Origin of the sequence: Albirhodobacter sp. R86504, assembly GCF_042466415.1 — a bacterium.
In the GTDB taxonomy this organism is placed as follows: Bacteria; Pseudomonadota; Alphaproteobacteria; order Rhodobacterales; family Rhodobacteraceae; genus Albirhodobacter.
The window spans coordinates 152,235-169,769 of the sequence record NZ_JAXHCH010000003.1; the positions used below are offsets into that span (position 1 = coordinate 152,235).

Annotated in this window: 15 protein-coding genes; 6 read left to right on the forward strand and 9 right to left on the reverse strand. The window is 58.3% G+C overall.

From position 1 onward, the window contains the following. Positions 1-60: 60 nt before the first annotated feature. Positions 61-1,254, forward strand: coding sequence for an AGE family epimerase/isomerase (locus SJY32_RS16385; protein WP_376878248.1), 1,194 nt, complete (start codon positions 61-63; stop codon positions 1,252-1,254). Between the two features lie 114 nt (positions 1,255-1,368). On the opposite strand, the gene SJY32_RS16390 is transcribed toward SJY32_RS16385, so the two are convergent. The 3 genes from SJY32_RS16390 to SJY32_RS16400 form a co-directional block, all read right to left on the reverse strand. Next, a complete protein-coding gene (locus SJY32_RS16390; RefSeq protein WP_376878251.1) occupies positions 1,369-2,682 on the reverse strand; it encodes a TRAP transporter large permease in 1,314 nt (437 codons plus the stop codon). Next, the gene (locus SJY32_RS16395; protein ID WP_376878254.1) at positions 2,679-3,170 is read right to left on the reverse strand and encodes a TRAP transporter small permease; all 492 of its coding nucleotides are present in this window, start codon (positions 3,168-3,170) and stop codon (positions 2,679-2,681) included. Before SJY32_RS16395 ends, SJY32_RS16390 begins: the two co-directional genes overlap by 4 nt. An 83-nt stretch (positions 3,171-3,253) precedes the next feature. Next, positions 3,254-4,246, reverse strand: a complete 993-nt coding sequence (locus SJY32_RS16400; RefSeq protein WP_376878257.1) for a TRAP transporter substrate-binding protein — start codon at positions 4,244-4,246, stop codon at positions 3,254-3,256. 525 nt (positions 4,247-4,771) lie between these two features. On the opposite strand from SJY32_RS16400, the gene SJY32_RS16405 reads away from it, so the two are divergent. Continuing rightward, entirely contained in the window at positions 4,772-5,497 is a 726-nt protein-coding gene (locus SJY32_RS16405; RefSeq protein ID WP_376878260.1) for a FadR/GntR family transcriptional regulator, read from the forward strand. Positions 5,498-5,542: 45 nt separating this feature from the next. On the opposite strand, the gene SJY32_RS16410 is transcribed toward SJY32_RS16405, so the two are convergent. The 6 genes from SJY32_RS16410 to SJY32_RS16435 form a co-directional block, all read right to left on the reverse strand. Beyond that, complete coding sequence (locus tag SJY32_RS16410) at positions 5,543-6,286, reverse strand: SDR family NAD(P)-dependent oxidoreductase (RefSeq protein ID WP_376878263.1); 744 nt, start codon at positions 6,284-6,286, stop codon at positions 5,543-5,545. After that, positions 6,283-8,658, reverse strand: a complete 2,376-nt coding sequence (locus SJY32_RS16415) for a DUF4962 domain-containing protein (protein ID WP_376878266.1) — start codon at positions 8,656-8,658, stop codon at positions 6,283-6,285. Before SJY32_RS16415 ends, SJY32_RS16410 begins: the two co-directional genes overlap by 4 nt. A 72-nt stretch (positions 8,659-8,730) precedes the next feature. After that, positions 8,731-10,275: an extracellular solute-binding protein gene (locus SJY32_RS16420; protein WP_376878269.1), complete on the reverse strand. Its 1,545-nt coding sequence runs from the start codon at positions 10,273-10,275 to the stop codon at positions 8,731-8,733. 53 nt (positions 10,276-10,328) lie between these two features. Then, on the reverse strand, positions 10,329-11,210 hold the full coding sequence (locus tag SJY32_RS16425) for a carbohydrate ABC transporter permease (RefSeq protein ID WP_376878272.1): 882 nt from the start codon (positions 11,208-11,210) through the stop codon (positions 10,329-10,331). Between the two features lie 9 nt (positions 11,211-11,219). Next, the gene (locus SJY32_RS16430) at positions 11,220-12,185 is read right to left on the reverse strand and encodes an ABC transporter permease (RefSeq protein WP_376878275.1); all 966 of its coding nucleotides are present in this window, start codon (positions 12,183-12,185) and stop codon (positions 11,220-11,222) included. Next, a complete protein-coding gene (locus SJY32_RS16435) occupies positions 12,182-13,285 on the reverse strand; it encodes an ABC transporter ATP-binding protein (protein WP_376878278.1) in 1,104 nt (367 codons plus the stop codon). Before SJY32_RS16435 ends, SJY32_RS16430 begins: the two co-directional genes overlap by 4 nt. Positions 13,286-13,552: 267 nt before the next feature. Between SJY32_RS16435 and SJY32_RS16440 the strand changes: the two genes are divergently transcribed. From SJY32_RS16440 to SJY32_RS16455, 4 genes are all read left to right on the forward strand, one after another. Continuing rightward, a complete protein-coding gene (locus SJY32_RS16440; RefSeq protein WP_376878281.1) occupies positions 13,553-14,254 on the forward strand; it encodes a GntR family transcriptional regulator in 702 nt (233 codons plus the stop codon). 220 nt (positions 14,255-14,474) lie between these two features. Further along, on the forward strand, positions 14,475-15,767 hold the full coding sequence (locus tag SJY32_RS16445; RefSeq protein ID WP_376878284.1) for an MATE family efflux transporter: 1,293 nt from the start codon (positions 14,475-14,477) through the stop codon (positions 15,765-15,767). A 63-nt stretch (positions 15,768-15,830) separates the two neighbouring features. Further along, the gene (locus SJY32_RS16450; RefSeq protein WP_376878287.1) at positions 15,831-16,295 is read left to right on the forward strand and encodes a MarR family winged helix-turn-helix transcriptional regulator; all 465 of its coding nucleotides are present in this window, start codon (positions 15,831-15,833) and stop codon (positions 16,293-16,295) included. A gap of 1 nt (position 16,296) precedes the next feature. Continuing rightward, on the forward strand, positions 16,297-17,457 hold the full coding sequence (locus SJY32_RS16455; protein ID WP_376878290.1) for a YHYH protein: 1,161 nt from the start codon (positions 16,297-16,299) through the stop codon (positions 17,455-17,457). Positions 17,458-17,535: the final 78 nt, after the last annotated feature.

The window sequence follows — 17,535 nt, forward strand, 5'->3', positions numbered from 1 at the left end:
CCTGCGGGCTTGCTTGACTGGCATACAAGTATACCAGTATCACAAGGACAGGAGGACCCCATGACACAAACCGATACAAGTTCGCCAATCGGCGACACGACCGCCCTCGTCACCGCTTTCTGGCGCGACACTTTCCCACACTGGCGCGCGCAAGTGATCGACGGCCCGCACGGCGTTTTCGATGTGCTCGACGTGACCGGAAAGCCCGATCTGGATGCGGGCAAAACGCTGCTCGCGCAGGCCCGCACCTTGTTCACCTTCGCCCATATTGCGCAGATCACCCGCGAGCCAGCGATGATCGATGCCACGCGCGCGCAGGCGGCCTTTGTCGATCTGTTTCGGCGGGCGGATGGCCTTTACCGCGCGAAACTGGCGCGAGACGGCACGGTGACCGGAAATCCGCAAGACGAGGTCGCGCGGAGCTACGAGTTGAGCTTTGTCCTCCTCGGGTTGGTGACGTGGAACCAGATCGAGACCTCGGCCGAAACCGAGGCCCTGATCGAGGCATGTTGGGCGGCCTTGCAGACGCATTTGACAGATCCCGACACCGGCGTTTTGCGCAATGATGATACCAAAACAGTGTCTAACCCTGCCCAAAACCCGCATATGCATTGGTATGAGGCCTGCTTGCAGGCTTACCGGATGACGCGCGACGGCAAGTGGTTGACGCGCGCCGCAGACATACGGACCATTGGCCTGCGGTATTTCTTCGATACCGATAGCGGCAGCCTCGCCGAGTTTATCACCCCTGATTACCGCCCCCTGCCCGCACCGGACGGATTGCGGCGCGAGATCGGCCACCAATGCGAATGGGCGTGGCTGCTTTCGGAGGAGGCGCATCTGGCCGGCCGCACGGATCTCACCGCGACGGTCAACGCGCTGATGGGCTTTGCCGAACAGGGCGGGTTTGCCGCGCAAGGTCCCCTTAAAGGCGCGGCCTATGACGCCGTGTCTGTATCAGGCGCCGTGATGGAGAACCGATTCTTGCTCTGGCCGCAAACCGAGGCGATCAAAGCATTGGCCGCGCGGCACATGGCGGGCGATCCCGTGGCGGAAGGCCGTGCGAAGGCGCTTTTGGTGTTGATGTTTGCGGGCTGGTTCGACGGACGCCCCGCCTTCGTGAACCAATTGGATGCGCAGGGCGAGACGATCTGGCCGGAGGCGTTGACGCGCGTGATGTATCATATCGCGGTGGCTTTGACCGAGGGCGCGCGCGCCGGCTTCTGGCCAAACCCGCCCGCGCATCCGGCCTGAACCGCACAAAATAAGAGCCTAAAGCGCCAACTAGAGACGAAAAACGCCTGCCCTTAACGGGCAGGCGTCACGCCAGATGCGAAATTTTGGCCCTACCGCCTCTGGCATTCAACCTCAGCCGGGGAAGGAATCCGGCATCAAGGTTTTGGGAAGCCACATGACGATCTGTGGGAACACGATCAGCATCAGCAAGATGAACAACATCGGCACCAAGATGATGACCACATCGCGCATGACTTTCGAGACGTTCATCCCGCCGATCGAGGCCGAAATCAGCAGACACAGACCGTAAGGCGGTGTGACAAGGCCGAAGGCAAGCGAGACGATGCCGATGATCGCGAAGGCAACAGGCTCGATCCCCGCCGCTTGTGCAACCGGCATCAACACGGTGCCCAAGATGATGATCGTCGGAATCGCGTCGATAAACAGGCCGAAGAACAAGAACAGACCCGCAATCATGAATGCCGTGCCCGTTGGGCCGAATTCCAACGCCGTCATTGTCCCCACGATCAGACGCGGAACGTTGTAGAACGACAGCATCCACCCGAACGCCGACGCCGTGCCAATCGCGAAAAGCGAGATGGAGGCGAAGCGGCCCGTGTCATACAGGATCGTCCCCAAATCACGCACCGTCACAGTGCGGTAAACGAACAGGCCCAAGATCAACGCGTAAGCGGCGGCGATAATCGCGCTTTCCGTCGGGGTCACAATCCCGCCCACAATCCCGCCAATCACGAGAATCGGGGTGAACATCGCGAGCGCGGCCCCCTTCAGCGCGTGCCAGAATTCAGCAAATGTCGGGCGCCCGGCCGTCGGGTAATTATACACTTTCGCGTAGCCATACACCGTCGCCATCAACGCCAGCCCGATCAGCAAGCCGGGAATGGCGCCGCCCAAGAACAGCGCGCCAACCGACACTTGCATCACGCCGCCCCAAACAACCATCAAGATGCTTGGCGGGATAATCACGCCCATCACCGACGAACACGCCGTAATCGCGATCGAGAAACGCGTGTCGTAGCCCTCTCTTTGCATCGCAGGAATGAGGATCTTGCCGCAACCCGCCGCATCCGCCGTCGAGGACCCAGAGATCCCCGCGAACAGCATCGACACCGCCACGTTCACATGCCCCAGACCGCCCGGCATCCAACCCGTCAGCACGCGCGACAGCTCGATCAAACGATCTGTCACCTTGCCCGAGTTCATCAGGTTCGCCGCCAGAAGGAAGAACGGAACCGCTAGCAAAATGAAGGAGTTATACGATTGGAACATCCGGTCAATGATGATGAACGGCGTCAGGCGCATATCCAGCATCACAATCGGAATGGTCGCGATACCAAGCGCGAAAGCCACAGGCACGCGGATCGCGACGAGGAAGATGAACCCGCCGACGAGGATCGCGCAGGCCATAAGAGTTGAAACGATCATGCGTGGAGTCCTTTGGTCGAACGGTAGGCGACAAACGCTTCATAGAGCCGGTAGCTCGTAAAGAGGGTCCAGACCACACCCGAAATCGGCACCGAAATATAGGTAATCATCAGGTTCGCGCGCATCATGACGGAATTCTGAATTCCGCCGAATTTGGCGTATTCGATCCCGTACCACGCAAACAAAAGCGAGAAGACCAGAACGAGGATCAAGACGATCGCCCTTTGCACGAATAGGAGCAGGGGCTTCTCCGAGTCGGGGATAACCTGCACGTCAAAATGCGTGCCATCCCAAACCGCGACCATCGAGCCGAGCATGACCACCCAGATGAAGATGAACGTGGACAGTTCTTCCGTCCACAAGAAGGTGGGGATCACACCCGTGTAGCGCGAGATCACCTGCATCGCGACGGGGATCGCAAGCGCGCCCATCAGCACTGCGAGCAGCACCCGTAGAAGGTTCGAAAACCGGTCAAGCAAAACGCCCAAAACAAGACCCCTGAGATGGTTGGAACGGGCGCCCCGAAGGGCGCGGAAAAGAGGGCGGGAAACGACCCGCCCTCATAGGGATCTTACTTCGCGCGCACCGCTTCGAGCAGCTCGGTCGCCTCAAGCTCGGCCGCGTAAGCGTCCTGAACCGGCTTCACGAGATCCAGCAACTCATCGCGGCCTTCAAATTCGATCACGTTGATCTGCTTTGCGTCGGCCATCTCTTGCAGTTTCACGCCATCTTCGCGCGATTCCAGCTCACGACCAAATGCGCCCGCCTCTTTACCGGCCTCCATCACCGCCGCCTGAAGATCCTCAGGCAGGTTGCGGAAGGTTTTGCCGCTCATCACGATCGGACGCACGGTGATCGAGTGCTGCGTCAGGGTTACGTTCGGCGCAACCTCGTAAAACTTGAGGTTCTGGATGCTGGCGGCTTCGTTCTCGAACCCTTGGATAACGCCGGTTTGGATCGCGTTATACACTTCGTTATAAGCGATCGCCGAAGGCGCGGCCGAAATCGCGGAGAAGACCTGCGCCTGAATCGGCGCGCCCATCACCCGCATACGGAAGCCGTTCAGCTCCGCCATATTATGGATCGGTTTGGCAGAGAGGATGTTGCGCACGCCCCCCCCAGTGTAGCCAACGATCTTGATATCGGCTTTCTCCAGCAACTCCGCCTCTAGCGGGGCCAGAACGTCCGACGAGAGAACCGCGTTCCAATGGTCGAGATCACGGAACAGGAACGGCATATCCATCAACGGGATCGACGGCGCAAACACGGCCATATTCGATGGCGCGAGGATCGTGAAGTCAACCGCAACGCCTTGGTTGAGGTAGGTCACGTAATCGGATTCGACGCCGAGTTCGCCGTTGAGACGCAGATCGAATTCGACCTCACCGTCATATTTCTCATCCGTCAGCTCGATGAATTTACGGAGCGTCTTGGTGAAGGCATGGTTGTCATCAAACATGCTCGCGCCGCGCAGGGTTGTCTGCGCGAAGGCACCTGATGCCAGAACCCCTGACGCGATAACGGCGCCCGCAATGATCCCGGTGGCTTTCTTGAAAATCGTCATTTTAGTCCTCCCAGTTCAGGGCCGTCTCCCCTCCAGGGCGGCCTCTTGACTGTGCTAAATAGATGTAAAAATTTGTTTTAAGTCAACGAATAAACGCAAATTTTTTTGCCTAACAATTAGGCATAAATGCCGTAACAATATGATTTTGAATGGATAATACTAGAATACCAGTATAGTTATTTTTGCAAAAACTTTGTTAAAGATCGATTTGTCAGGCGCTATCATCCCCTGCCCTCGCCCTCGTGCACATTTTCGCGCCAGTCACGCGGCCGCTTTCGCCGCCGCTCCGGCAAGGAGGCGGCGCCCTTCCCTGCGGGAGCGGGCCGATTCCTCGCACAAATGCGCCCGCCCAGATGCTTGACCCGATGCTTGAGCCCGATGCTTGAGCCCGATGCTTGAGAACGACGGACAGGCACAGTAAGAGAGCGAGATTGGGTGCGTGTTTGACCCGCCCAATACCGTTACACCCTGATGACTGGAACCGATCCGATGGCGGCAGGCCAAACCCCACCCCCGCCTTTTCGCATGAAACGTGACGCCGCAAATGAGGGCGCGGCGCATCGCAGCCTTGCCGATCTCGCGTATGAGCAGTTGCTGGCGATGATCGTACGCGGCGAATATCCGGCGGGCGGCAAACTGCCGAGCGAACATGCGCTCAGCCAGCGTTTGCATGTCTCGCGGCCCGTTTTGCGACAAGCGTTGCAACAGCTTCGCGTCGATCATCTGATTGTCTCGAAACAGGGATCAGGCTCTTACGTCACGCGCCAGCCCGATAGCGCTGTGCTGGAATTCGCGCCGATCGGGTCCATCGCGGATATTCAGCGGGTGTTCGAATTCCGCGCGGCGATCGAGGGCGAGGCCGCCTTTCATGCCGCCGCGCGTCGTAGCGACGCCGATCTCGCGCGGATAAAATCGGCGCTCATGGCATTGGATATCTGCGTGCAAGAGGGCAAATTGGGCACCGACGCGGACGAGGCATTTCATTCGGAAATCTGCAAAGCCTCGCAAAACGACTATTTTCTGACCGCGCGCCAATCCATGAAGCCCAACATCCTCAAAGGGTTGACCCTGACGCGGTCGCTCTCGCTGACAAAGCCGAAAGCACGTCTGGATTTGGTGCAACGAGAGCACCACGCGATTTTTGACGCGATCAAGGCGAAAGACCAGACCGCCGCCCGCGAGGCAATGCGCGCCCATATCGAAAACGCCAGATCGCGTCTCTTTGAGAGCAATATGATCGTCGCAACGTAAAACGGGCCCGCAAAAGCAGGCCCGTATTCGCTATGTAAATAAATTTTAGCTAAATAGCATGCCGCCGTTGATATCCATGTTCGTGCCAGTGATGAAAGCGCTGTCATCGCAGGCGAGGAACAAGACGAGGTTGGCAATATCAACCGGCAAGCCCTGACGTTTCAACGGGCTCGCATTTTCGACGTTCTTGCGCACTTCCGGTTTGGTGTGGATATTGTGGAAATCGGTGTCGATCATGCCAGGGCAAAGCGCGTTGACACGGATTTTCGGGCCGAGCTCTTTTGCCAAGCCGCGCGTCATCGTCATCACAGCGCCCTTCGATGTGCCATAAGCAACCGACCCCGGGCCGCCGCCGTCACGGCCAGCTTGGCTCGCGAGGTTGACGATTGCGCCGCTGTCCATATGCGCGAGGCAAGCTTTCACCATCAAGAAGGTGCTGGTGAGGTTCAGATCCATCACCGCCTGCCAATGTTCCAACGACATCTCGGCAATTGTTTTGCGCGCGATCAGGCCGCCCGTATTGTTGACCAAAACATCAATGCCGCCGAAGTCGGCAACGGTTTTGTTCACAAGCGCATCGACGCCCTCTTGGGTGTTGAGATCGCCTTGCAAGGCAAAGGCACTGCCGCCCGCGGCTTTGATCTCCGCAACGGCGCTATCTGCGCCTTCGCTGCTGGAGAAGTAGTTGATCGCGACATTCGCGCCTTCTTCCGCCAGACGGATTGCGCAAGCGCGCCCGATATCACGGCCACCGCCTGTCACGATTGCGGTTTTTCCTGAGAGTTTCATGTGGTTTCCTTCTGGTTTTTCGTCTTGGGGTGTGTCTGGACGGTTGAGGTCCCGACGTCAAACGTCTTCGGAACGATGACCCGGAAGCTGCGGTCTTCAGCATCGGTGAGATACAGATCGCAATCATAGCCTTGGTCGTCGAGGAAGCTGAAAATCCGGCGCGGGGCCGAAAGCGAGTATGGCACGAGCAAGGTCGCAATCCGGTGGCGGATCGCCTTGGGGAACGTGGCCTTTAGGCGGGTGCTGACGGGCAGGCCTTCGATCTCCGACGGATCAACACCGGGGAAGCCTGTCTCTTGCGTGATCACGGGCGCGCCGGCCTCCGACCAAAGCATCTGGCCGTAGAAACCGGCACGCTCGCCGGTGTAGCGGAAGCTCGTATCACCAAGCGCCATTGGCCCGTTGGCATGCAACAACCAATCGACGCTGACTGGCGTATCGGCATCGATGCTATCCACAATCACGAAATACTCGTTGTTCACGAAGTAAACGTCGCGCAGAACCGATGTGACCTGCGACGTCAGCGTCTTATACGCCTCCGTTGCATCGCCCTGCATATAGATATGATCGCCGCGATCTTCCGCCACGGTAATTTTTCCCGTCGAGCGCATCGCGAGCGTCTTATCCTTGCCCGCGTATTGGCCCTTACCGTCGATCATCACAGCGTTCTTCGATACGGTTTGGCGTCGCCAAGCTTGGTGCATCGTGCTGTTGAAGGCGACGTAATGGCCCGATTGGATCGCCAGATCCTCGCCAAAGCCCGCGAGGCAAAACGCGTTCTGGTCGCCGTGGCTGTGGCTGATCGAGCCGTAAGGCGACGATTTCATCACGAACTGGATGTGGTTGTCGGGATCTTGCATCCGATGCTGGATGGCGACCCAGCCGATCCCCTTAAACCAGCGAAGCTGATCGTCATCGGCAGGTGGCTCGGCCTTGATGATCGGGAAATCAGTGCGGTAGACCAATTCGTCGAAATTGAAATCCCACCAACCCCAGTTGTAAAACGCCATTTCCGTGCCCGGATTTGTGCGTTTGATTTCGTCGTAATACCACTGATACGCGCCATTGCCCGTGACACCCGCATATTGACGCAGGTTATAGCCCACCTTGATCGCAGGCAGATCGCCCATCGTGCTATCATCGCCAAAGGTCGCGCGGCGGGTATCGGGGGCCTTGGTGTAGAGCGGGAAATCGCCTGTCTTTTGGAAGAACGGGCGCGCGTAGAGATCGATTCCTGTGTAGGATTTCAAAAGGTTAGCCGCATCGATCAGATAGGCCATCCCCGTCATCCAGTAATGCGGGCCCTCCGCCCAGCCCCCATCTGAATCGCCCCAAGGGGAATAGACGGTGGAGAGGAATTCGATCGAGTAATGCAGCCAGTCTTCCGCCTCGGGCGCATCATCCAAAAGCGCGATCGACGCCGGAACCAGTACCGCCGAGACAGCCCGCACGGCATGGCTATCGAAGGGGAACAGATGGATATTGGCGTGTTTGATAATATGATCGGCCGTCTCGCGCGTACGCGCCAAAAGCGCTGTGCGAACAACCGTGCGCTCGTCCTCGGAGAGCTGATCGAACAACCAATCATACCCCCAAGCCAGCGCGAGATTGACGCGGAACGCCCATTCATCGGTATAGCTGCGCGAGGTCGTCCCCGCAGGATTCCAAGCCGCCGCCGAGAGCAACCACTCCTTCGCGCGCGCAAGCATTGCGGCGTCTTGGGTCACTTGCCCGCCCACCGCGAGATGGCGGATCGCGTAGAGCAATTCCTGACAATCGATATAGGTTTGACGCCAGATCTTCGCGACGCGCTTGTGATCGGGATAGCCCGCAGGCTCGTCCATAATGTCGCGGTCCATCCACGGCAAAACCGACTTCGCAAAGAAGGTCGACCATGTGCAATGATCCGCATCCGCGGCGACTTGGGTTTTGAACTCGGCCAAACGATCTTGCGTCAGCCAAAGGCGCGGATGGCTGCGGGGCGCTTTTGCAAGGCGCGTATCGCGCCGCGCAAGGGGCGTCTGCGGCAAATCAGCTGTCAGCGTAAAGCGGCGGTTTTCGCCCCAAGCGCTGGTCGGTTGGCCGGTCTTCGCGTCGCAGGTGGCATAAGACCAGTAATACTCACCCGCAGGCAAAACCTGATCGGGGGTGAAGAAATTCAATTCGATTTTGGAAAAAACAAGGGTCGATTTGGCCGGATAGGCAGGATCGGTCGAGACGCGCAAGACATAGCGCGCGCCGTCCTCGATCACCGGAAGCCAAGTGAAACGCGGCGGGTTCTCCGTCAATGTCGTGCCCTGTTCGGGCCCGTATTGGATGGTCAAACGGCCCGTCTTCGGGGCATCCAGCATCGGCAAGGTTTGGCTCGGCATGGGATAGGCTTTCTCGTCATGAAAGGAATAGCGCGTGCGGCGCCGGTCGCCGCACGCAGGATCAAAATAAGATCACTGATATTGGCGCTTATACGCCGCGGTCATAACCTCAACGACCTGATCGTAGCCCATCTTGTTCAACGTCGAGATATAGCCATCCCAATCGGCCTCGACATCGCCCGACCCCAAAATCCACGCCTGCTGACGTTCCAACATATAGGTGCGGATCGACGGCCAGAACTTGTCGTAGACGGCCTGCTCTTCGACATTGAAGGACACGCCGAGGAAATCATCGATCAGGTAATCGCCCTGCTCGTAGAGCTCGATCCCTTTGAGGGCTTCCTCGCCCGTCCACTGAACTTCGTAGTTATAATCCATCCAATACCCACGCAGGATCTGCGCGCCGGCCTCATACATCTGGCTGTTGACGGCCTGACCATTGTTCAGGATCTCGGGTTTGAACGTGGCTTTGCCATCGACCATATCCCAATGCTGCCCTTCGACACCGAAGTTGGACATATTGCGCCCATCAGGCGAGAACCAGAAATCGAAATATTTGATCGTCTCGACAGGATGCTCGTTCGCATAGCCAATCGCCCAACCTTCCGGCTTGATCGCGATGCGGCGGTGTTCTTCCATCCGAACCCCCGATACGGATGCCGGCGGAACGAAGGCGACAAAGCTAAAGCCGGGCACTTTTTCTTGCAGCGAGTCATTGTAACCCGCCGTTGACGCGAACCAGTCATGCGTCATCCCGCCAAGATCTTCGGACAAAAGATAGTCGCGCGCGCTCGATCCGCGGGTGAACACCTCCGCGTCGATCAGGCCTTCTTTGTACCACTGCGCGATGTTCTTCATCCCCTCGCGGTAGCCATCGAGCGCATAGGGGTGAACGATCGCGTCGTCTTGCACCATGAAATCATGGTAGGTGTCCGACCCTGTCGAGCGCCCGTCCCACAACGTCACAAGGCGGATCAGCTCCTCCCACTGGCGGACGAAATAGGGGATCTCGTCTTTCTTGCCGTTGCCGTTCGGGTCCTGGTCGCGGAAGGCTTCCAAAACGGCTTTGACCTCATCGACATTTTCAGGCGCTTTGAGGCCGAGCTTGTCGAGCCAATCCTGACGGATAAAATAGCCGCGACCGAATTTGCCATCGGGGAAATACGGCACGTAGTAGAGATTGCCATCAGCCGCCGACGCCGCCTTCAACAGATCGGGGTGCGCGTCGAAGAACGCTTGCAGGTTGGGCGCGTGTTCCTTGATCAGATCGTTGAGCGGCAAGAAGGCGCCCTGCGGCCCGTATTGGTTGACGTTATCCTTGATCCGCGCGCCGCCTACGATATCGGGCATTTTGCCCGACGCCAGCAACAGGTTGAACGCCTCCTGGCTATCGGTGGTATTCGCGCCGATCGTCGCATCGTTGAGGAAGATGTTGGTCTTCTCGCGCGCGGCCAGTTCGACCGGATAGGCGTCATTGTATTTCTGCGCCCGCGCCCAGTGCAGGTGGATGCTCAGGTTCAACGGCTCGTCAGAGATCTTCGCATCATCGGCCGCAAAGACGGGCGATGTGATCGCAGTGCCCATCATAATGGCCGCCGCCAAAGTAAGTGATCGCATGGTTTTCCTCCCAAAAAACGCAAAGTTGATAGTCGCAGCCTGTGGTGCCCCGTTCATTCCTTCACCCCTCCCAAGAGGATCCCTTTGTTGAAGTATTTTTGCAGGAACGGATAAACGAGCAGCACAGGAATGATGGAACAGACGATGATCGCGGCGCTGACCGTCTCGAAGGAATAGGCCGCCGATTGCAGCGTGTTGGCGAATTCCTCATCGTCTGAAAGCTCGGCAATGATCTTGCGCAGATAGACTTGAAGCGGGATCTTGCTCTCGTCTTGCAACAAGATCATCGCCCAGAAAAAGCCGTTCCAACGCGACACGATGCAAAACAGCGCCACCGTCGCAATCGCCGGTTTGGACAGCGGCATGTAAACTTTCCAAAGCACTTGGAATTCGTTTGCCCCGTCCATGCGCGCGGCTTCCTCGAAGCTTTGCGGGATACCCTCAAAGAAGTTGCGCAGCAAAATCAGGTTAAACCCGTTGACCGCAAAGCCGATGATGATCCCGATATAGCTATCGAGCAGGCCAAGATCGCGCATGTTAAGGAAGAACGGGATCATGCCTGCGTGGAACCACATCGTAAACGCCACGGTGAGGTTCCAAAAACGCCGCCCGAACAGTTGCTTACGCGACAAGGCATAGGCGCCGGGGATGATGAACGCGAGGCTCATCAATGTGCCGCCGATCGTGTAGATGAAGGTGTTTTTATAGGACACCCAGAACATCGGCTCGGACAAGACGCGCTTGTAAGCTTCCAGTGTGAAACCCACCGGCGTCAGCACGACATTGCCCGCGCGCGCCTCAAAGCCGGAGCTGAAAGAAAGCGAGGCCATATAGATAAACGGATAGAGCGCGGAGATCGTGAAAATCCCGATCAGGATCATATTCAGGATCACAAAGGTCTTATCGCCGCGCGAATAGAGGTTCATGTTTGACATATCTGCCCCCTACCAAAGCGAGGTGCGCGAATAGCGCTTGGAAATTGTATTCGCCGTCATCACCAAAACGAAGGCGACCACCGCATTGAACAGACCCGCAGCCGCGGCCAGATCATACTGCCCGCCTTGCACGCCCTGCCGGTAGATGAACGTATTCACGACATCCGCCGTCTCGTAGGTCGCGGGCTGGTAGAGCAGGAAGATCATCTCGAACGAGACTTCCAGCATGTTGCCGATACGGATGATCAGCATGATGATGATCGTCGGCAGGATCGACGGCAGGGTGATCTTCCAGATCATCTGCCACCGCGAGGCGCCGTCCACGACTGCGCTCTCGTAGAGCGTGGGCGAGATGCCCGCGATCGCGGCGAGATAAACGATGGATTGGAAGCCCGCCTCTTGCCAAATGGTGGTGCCAACAAAGATCGGGCGGAACCATTCAGGCTTGGTCAGGAAGTAAACCGCATCCATGCCGAACCACCCCAAAACCGTATTCACGATGCCCGCAGAGGGCGAGAAGGCCGTGATGACGATGCCCGCGATGATCACGGAGGAGATGAAATGCGGCAGATAAACGATCGTCTGCGCGGCTTTTTTGAACTTCTGGCTGATGACCTCGTTGAACATCACCGCCAGCAAGATCGGCATCGGGAAGCCGAACAGGAGGCTATAGAAGCTGATATAGACTGTGTTGCGCAGGGCCCGCAGGAATTGATCGTTGTTGAACAAGGTCTCGAAATGTTCAAACCCGATCCATGGGCTGCCCGAGACGCCGCGGAAAATGCTGTAATCCTTGAACGCGATCTGCAGGCCGTACATCGGCGTATATAAAAACACTAACAGCCAGATGATCGTCGGCGCAAGCATCACATAGAGCTGCCACTCGTTGCGCAGATGGTGGGAGAAGCGCGTCCGGCGGCTCGCACGGGGGCGGGGGACGATGGAAATATGCCCTGAAACGACGGGATCAGTCATGCGACACGCGTCTGGCCAGACAGCGCCATACCCGTTTTTGCGTCAAAGACCTTGATCAGATCCGTCTTCGCGGTGAACCCCGCCACAGAGGACAAGTTCGCCATATTTCCCAAGGTTTCCGTGCGGATGACGAAGGGCGTATCGCCCAAGCTCATATGCAGCAAAGCCTCCGATCCCAAGGTTTCCACCAGATCGAGATCACATTGCACAACACCTTCGCCCGCCCCGGTTGCGATTTCGGCGTATTCGGGCCGGATCCCGACGATCACGGGGCGCCCCACCGCGTTTTGCAAACCAGGCAAGGGCGGCAAGGCGATCTGCTGTCCGCCGAATTGGGCGACAGGGCCATGCGCCCCGTCCGCGATCACTGCGTTGATCTGGTTCATCGGCGGCGCGCCAAGGAAGCCCGCCACAAACGCATTCGCCGGATTGAGGAACAGTTCCATCGGCGTCCCGATCTGTTCGATCCGGCCATTGTTCATCACAACGATACGATCCGCCAAGGTCATCGCCTCGACCTGATCATGCGTGACATAGATGCTGGTGACGCCGAGCCGATTGTGAAGGCGTTTGATTTCGGCGCGCATCTGGGTGCGCAGCTTGGCATCGAGGTTCGACAAGGGCTCGTCGAACAAGAACACCTTGGGGCGACGCACAATCGCACGGCCCATCGCCACGCGCTGGCGTTGCCCGCCAGACAGATCGGCAGGGCGGCGATCAAGATACTCGGTGAGGCCCAGAATTGTGCTGACCTCTTTGACCGCAGCATCGATCTTCGTCATCGGCTCTTTGCGAATCCGCAGGCCAAACCCGATATTTTGCGCGACATTCAAATGCGGATAGAGCGCGTAATTCTGGAACACCATCGCCACGTCGCGATCCTTCGGCGCAACCTGATTGACGAGACGCCCGTCAATTTTCAGCTCGCCATCCGAGATTTCCTCCAGTCCCGCGATCATCCGCAATGTTGTGGATTTACCGCACCCCGACGGGCCGACAAGCACAACAAACTCTTTCTCCGCGACTTCCAAATCGATGCCATGCACGACCTGAAGCGCCCCGTATGCCTTCACAATGCTCTTGAGCTGAACTCCGGACATTCTCTCTCCCTGCGCTATAATACTTTGCCAAAACCCTGAAAATAAACGGATATCGCAAAGCACCTCCCGCGACCGGATCAAAGACTCCCCCTATGATTCGGTGCGCATAATAAAACTGGTATACTAGTAACGTATCTGGTATTCCAGTTTAAAGTTCAGGGACTCACTCAGCCTCACCGCACCATGGGCGACATCCCGCGCAGGCATAGAATTCTGGATATTACCTGCGCGATTGGATATTGAGGTCAGAGTTTTAGGGGATGCAAAATGGGACAGATGACAGAGTCCACCACCCAACGCACGCCAGCTCCGCGCCGCACGAATGTCGATGAGGTGTTTGATCACCTCTATGCACAGATCACGTCTTTGCGGTTGCTGCCGGGCGATAAAATATCCGAGGCCGATATCGCGGCGCAGTTCGGATTATCGCGCCAACCGGTGCGCGATGCGTTCAGCCGTCTTGTGACGCTGGATCTCATCGTCTCGCGCCCCCAACGCGCAACCGAGGTCAAACGCTTCTCCCATCGCGAGATCACCAAATCGCGCTTTGTGCGGGCGGCTGTTGAGGTGAAAGTCCTGCAAGAGGCCGCGCGGCATTGTGATGCCGTGGCCGCCGCGCGACTTGATATGTGCCTTGAAGATCAACGCGAGGCCGTTGCGGCGCGCGATTACGATCGGTTCGGCGCACTCGATTATGAATTTCACAAGACACTCTGTGCGATCGCAAAGGCCGATTTCGCGTTTGAGGTGATCTCGTTCGAGAAATCGAAAGTGGATCGTCTGTGCCTTTTGGGCTTGGCAAAAGAGGACCGGATGCCGGGCCTTTTGTCCGACCATGAGGCCATCGCGAAGGCGGTGAAGGAGGGCGACGCGCTGGCCGCGGAGGAAGCCTGTCTTTTGCACCTGTCGCGCCTTGATGACACGATCGCCACCGTATCGGAAAACAACGCCCGCTATTTCGATCCGTAAGACGACACGACAACCGCCCCCTGCCCGCCCGACCATGCGCAGGTAAGGGCCTCAAGACTGATTTTCCGACACGTCAACGCTGCCCATTGCGAGGGCGCGCCGTTTTTTGCTGCGCCTCATTCATCCCCAAATCCTTCTGCGAATCCGGATTTCCATGCCACCAAACCCACCTAACGCCGCCATCCCCACCACCGCGCAGATCTTCCACATGGCGTGGCCCATGACCCTCAAAGCGATGATGACGCACGGAATCGTGGTGATCGACGCCTTGCTTGTTGCGGGTTTGGGCGAGGCCGCGCTCGCGGCAATGGGCCTTGCGGGGGCGGTCGGGGGCATGCTTGTGGGCACCCTTCTCGCCTTTTCCTCCGCCACCCAAATCTGGATCGCGCAGGCCTATGGTTCGGGGCGACCCATTGCCCTGAAGACAGGATTTTACTGCGGCCTTGCGATCAATGTGGCGGCGGGCCTTTTGGGAATTCTCGCCGTTTTGATATTCGGCGGCGATCTGTTCACACGTTTCGCGCATACCCCGGAGATCGCGGCACAGGCCCAAACCTATCTCAACGCATTCCTCTTTGTGGTTTTGGGCGAAGCCGTCGCGGGCGCAATTTCCAGCCATTTTAACGGCTGCGGCGAGACAAAAACCTCGTTCTACAGTCACCTCTTTGCGGTGCCCGTGAATATTATCGTCAGTGTCGGCCTGATCCACGGCCTTTGGGGCCTGCCCGAACTCGGCGTGCTTGGCGCGGCGATCGGCAGCGCGGTCTCGTCTTTATTGCGGGCGGGGTATCTCGGGATGCGGTTTTACGCCCAGACCGGCGGGTATTTTGACGTCGCCGGATGGATGGATGGCACGCTTAAAGCCTCGCTCAAGCGGCATATCCGCTTTTCTCTCCCCATCGCCGCGACCTTCATCAGCAGCACCTTCGCCAACACCGCCTCCACCCTGCTCTACGCACATCTGAACGTGAACGCCTTTGCCGCGCTTACCCTGATCTTGCCATGGGTGAACGTGGCCGGCACCCTCGGCATCACATGGGCGCAGGCGACGGGGATCCTCATCGGCCAACTTTTGGGTCGCAACCTGAAAGGCGATGAGCTGGATGCCTTCTTACGCCGCGCGTGGAAAACCTCCTGCCTGACGTCGGCTCTCGTGTCGTTTACCTACCTGTGCGTGGCGCTCGGCGCGGGCTGGATTTACAGCGACCTGCAAGAGGAGACAAAGGCGGCGCTGCTCAGCTTCTTGCCGATTTTGGTCATCCTGCCCTTCCCGAAAGGATCAAACGCGATTTGCGGCAATACTTTGCGAGCGGGGGGCGAGACGGTCTATGTCATGAACCTGTTTATCGCCGCGCAATGGGCGTTTCGCATTCCCCTGACGGCGATCATGATCTTGTATCTCGATTTGTCGGTCACGTGGGTATTTTCGCTTTTGCTGATGGAGGAGCTGGTGAAGTTTCCCGCTTTCCACATCCGGCTTTTGCGCGGGGGATGGAAGCGCGGCCTGACGTGACACCATCGACGCCCCGCAAATTTTCGCTACACTTTTGCGAAACTATATGTATACTAACTAACGATGAAGACACATGGTTTACATTACATTCTGCACAGCGCGGAAATTCTCGAAGATCGGTTGCGCAAACGTCTTGCGCGGCTTGATCTGTTGCCCCGTCAGGCGCGCGTGATTGATGCGCTGGCGCGGATGGGCAAGGCGTCACAGGTCACGCTCGCGCGGGAGTTTTCGATCACCCCCGCAAGCATGAGCACGATGACATTGCGGCTCGTTCTGGGCGGTTGGATCTCTCGCGTTCCCAATCCGGACGATCCGCGCGGCAATATTCTCGAACTGACCGAGAAAGGCCGCGCGCTTCATGCGGATATCCAATCGGCATGGGCGGATATTGATGCGCTCATCTATTCGCTTTTAGGCGACGACGACGCAAGCTCGCTCTTGGCTGGCGCCGCAAAGCTGCACTCTGCCTTGGGCGCCCGCCCGCCCGGCGGCGATGGGCAAAGCAAAGCTGATCCAGAAAGGCTCTAATATGGCTCTTATTCGGCATACCCGAACCCGCAATACCCTGCGTCTGCGCACTATCGCGCCGCTCTTGGCCGCGCTCGCCGCCCCGCATGCGGCCCTCGCCAATGCCGATCTGGAGGCGTTTAGCGAGACCGCCTTCACCAGCGCCCCGCAAATTGTGGATTGCACGTTGGAAAATGGCGATGAGGCGAAATGCTACGAGTTCATCGCGGGGTATCAACCCGAAGGGCTGGAGATCGGCCCGTTTTGCCCGAGTACGCTGGACGAAACCGGCGGCTTGTGGGATTGGGACGGCGAGAAAGCGGGTCTATACCGCCTTGATCGTACCTTCTTTGAGATGCTCGCGGATCAGGGCTATACATTCTATGACGCGGCAGGAAACATCGCGATTTCCGATCCCAACTCGGGCGAAGCGCCCTCCGCAGATCACGCCTGCCTGATGGCCAGCCCCGATCAGGATGTCGTCATTACCATGCGGATTCCGGTGGATCCGGTGATGGCTGACACGCCGACAGATCTGGGCACTGTCGCGAAAGTTGGCGTCGCGCTTGACGGTGTGCCGATCTTCGCAGATGCGCCGTCCGTGTTGCAAACCGGCCACCTGCCCGCGTTGGACACCTGCGGCGGGCACATCGATCCGGGCGGATGGTATCACTGGCACGCAACCTCGACCGATATCGACACGTTGCTCGCGAATGAAGGCGTCAGCGCCGATTGCGGCCTCGCGCAGGACGCCTCCGCCCCCTTTGGGTATGCGTTCGACGGCTTCGCGATGGTTGGCAGCTTGGAGCACGACGGCTCCAAACCCGAAGACCTTGATCAATGCGGCGGGCATATTGGCGTCACAGCAACTGGCGAGACGTCCTACCATTATCATGCCTCCGACAGCTTCCCCAATCTACCCGCCTGCCTTGTTGGCGTCAGCGCGCAAGATAACTTCGCAACGACAGCCGCAGGCGGCATCGGCGCTGCGGGCGGGCCTGACGGTGGCGGTCATGGCACCCCTCCGGGCTTTGACACCGCCGCGGAAGATCTCGGCGTCAGCGTCGACGATTTGATGCAAGCCTTGGGCGGGCCAGGTCAGGAACCCGATCTCGCCAAGGCGGCGGCAGAGCTCGGGGTGAGCGAAGACGCCTTGCGCGCGGCCATGCCCCAGCGGCCCTAGAGCCCTCGATCTCGACGCCCCAAAACAGCCAGCCCGCCCAGCCTTCCGCTGCGCGGGCTGATTTTTTGTCTCGGGCTT

Coding starts and splice junctions, on each gene's coding strand:
- SJY32_RS16385 (WP_376878248.1), top strand. CDS start 61: ATGACACAAACCGATACAAGTTCGCCAATCGGCGACACGACCGCCCTC.
- SJY32_RS16435 (WP_376878278.1), bottom strand. CDS start 13,285: ATGTCCGGAGTTCAGCTCAAGAGCATTGTGAAGGCATACGGGGCGCTT.
- SJY32_RS16415 (WP_376878266.1), bottom strand. CDS start 8,658: ATGCCGAGCCAAACCTTGCCGATGCTGGATGCCCCGAAGACGGGCCGT.
- SJY32_RS16445 (WP_376878284.1), top strand. CDS start 14,475: ATGACCCTCAAAGCGATGATGACGCACGGAATCGTGGTGATCGACGCC.
- SJY32_RS16455 (WP_376878290.1), top strand. CDS start 16,297: ATGGCTCTTATTCGGCATACCCGAACCCGCAATACCCTGCGTCTGCGC.
- SJY32_RS16450 (WP_376878287.1), top strand. CDS start 15,831: ATGAAGACACATGGTTTACATTACATTCTGCACAGCGCGGAAATTCTC.
- SJY32_RS16430 (WP_376878275.1), bottom strand. CDS start 12,185: ATGACTGATCCCGTCGTTTCAGGGCATATTTCCATCGTCCCCCGCCCC.
- SJY32_RS16405 (WP_376878260.1), top strand. CDS start 4,772: ATGAAACGTGACGCCGCAAATGAGGGCGCGGCGCATCGCAGCCTTGCC.
- SJY32_RS16425 (WP_376878272.1), bottom strand. CDS start 11,210: ATGTCAAACATGAACCTCTATTCGCGCGGCGATAAGACCTTTGTGATC.
- SJY32_RS16390 (WP_376878251.1), bottom strand. CDS start 2,682: ATGATCGTTTCAACTCTTATGGCCTGCGCGATCCTCGTCGGCGGGTTC.
- SJY32_RS16420 (WP_376878269.1), bottom strand. CDS start 10,275: ATGCGATCACTTACTTTGGCGGCGGCCATTATGATGGGCACTGCGATC.
- SJY32_RS16400 (WP_376878257.1), bottom strand. CDS start 4,246: ATGACGATTTTCAAGAAAGCCACCGGGATCATTGCGGGCGCCGTTATC.
- SJY32_RS16410 (WP_376878263.1), bottom strand. CDS start 6,286: ATGAAACTCTCAGGAAAAACCGCAATCGTGACAGGCGGTGGCCGTGAT.
- SJY32_RS16440 (WP_376878281.1), top strand. CDS start 13,553: ATGGGACAGATGACAGAGTCCACCACCCAACGCACGCCAGCTCCGCGC.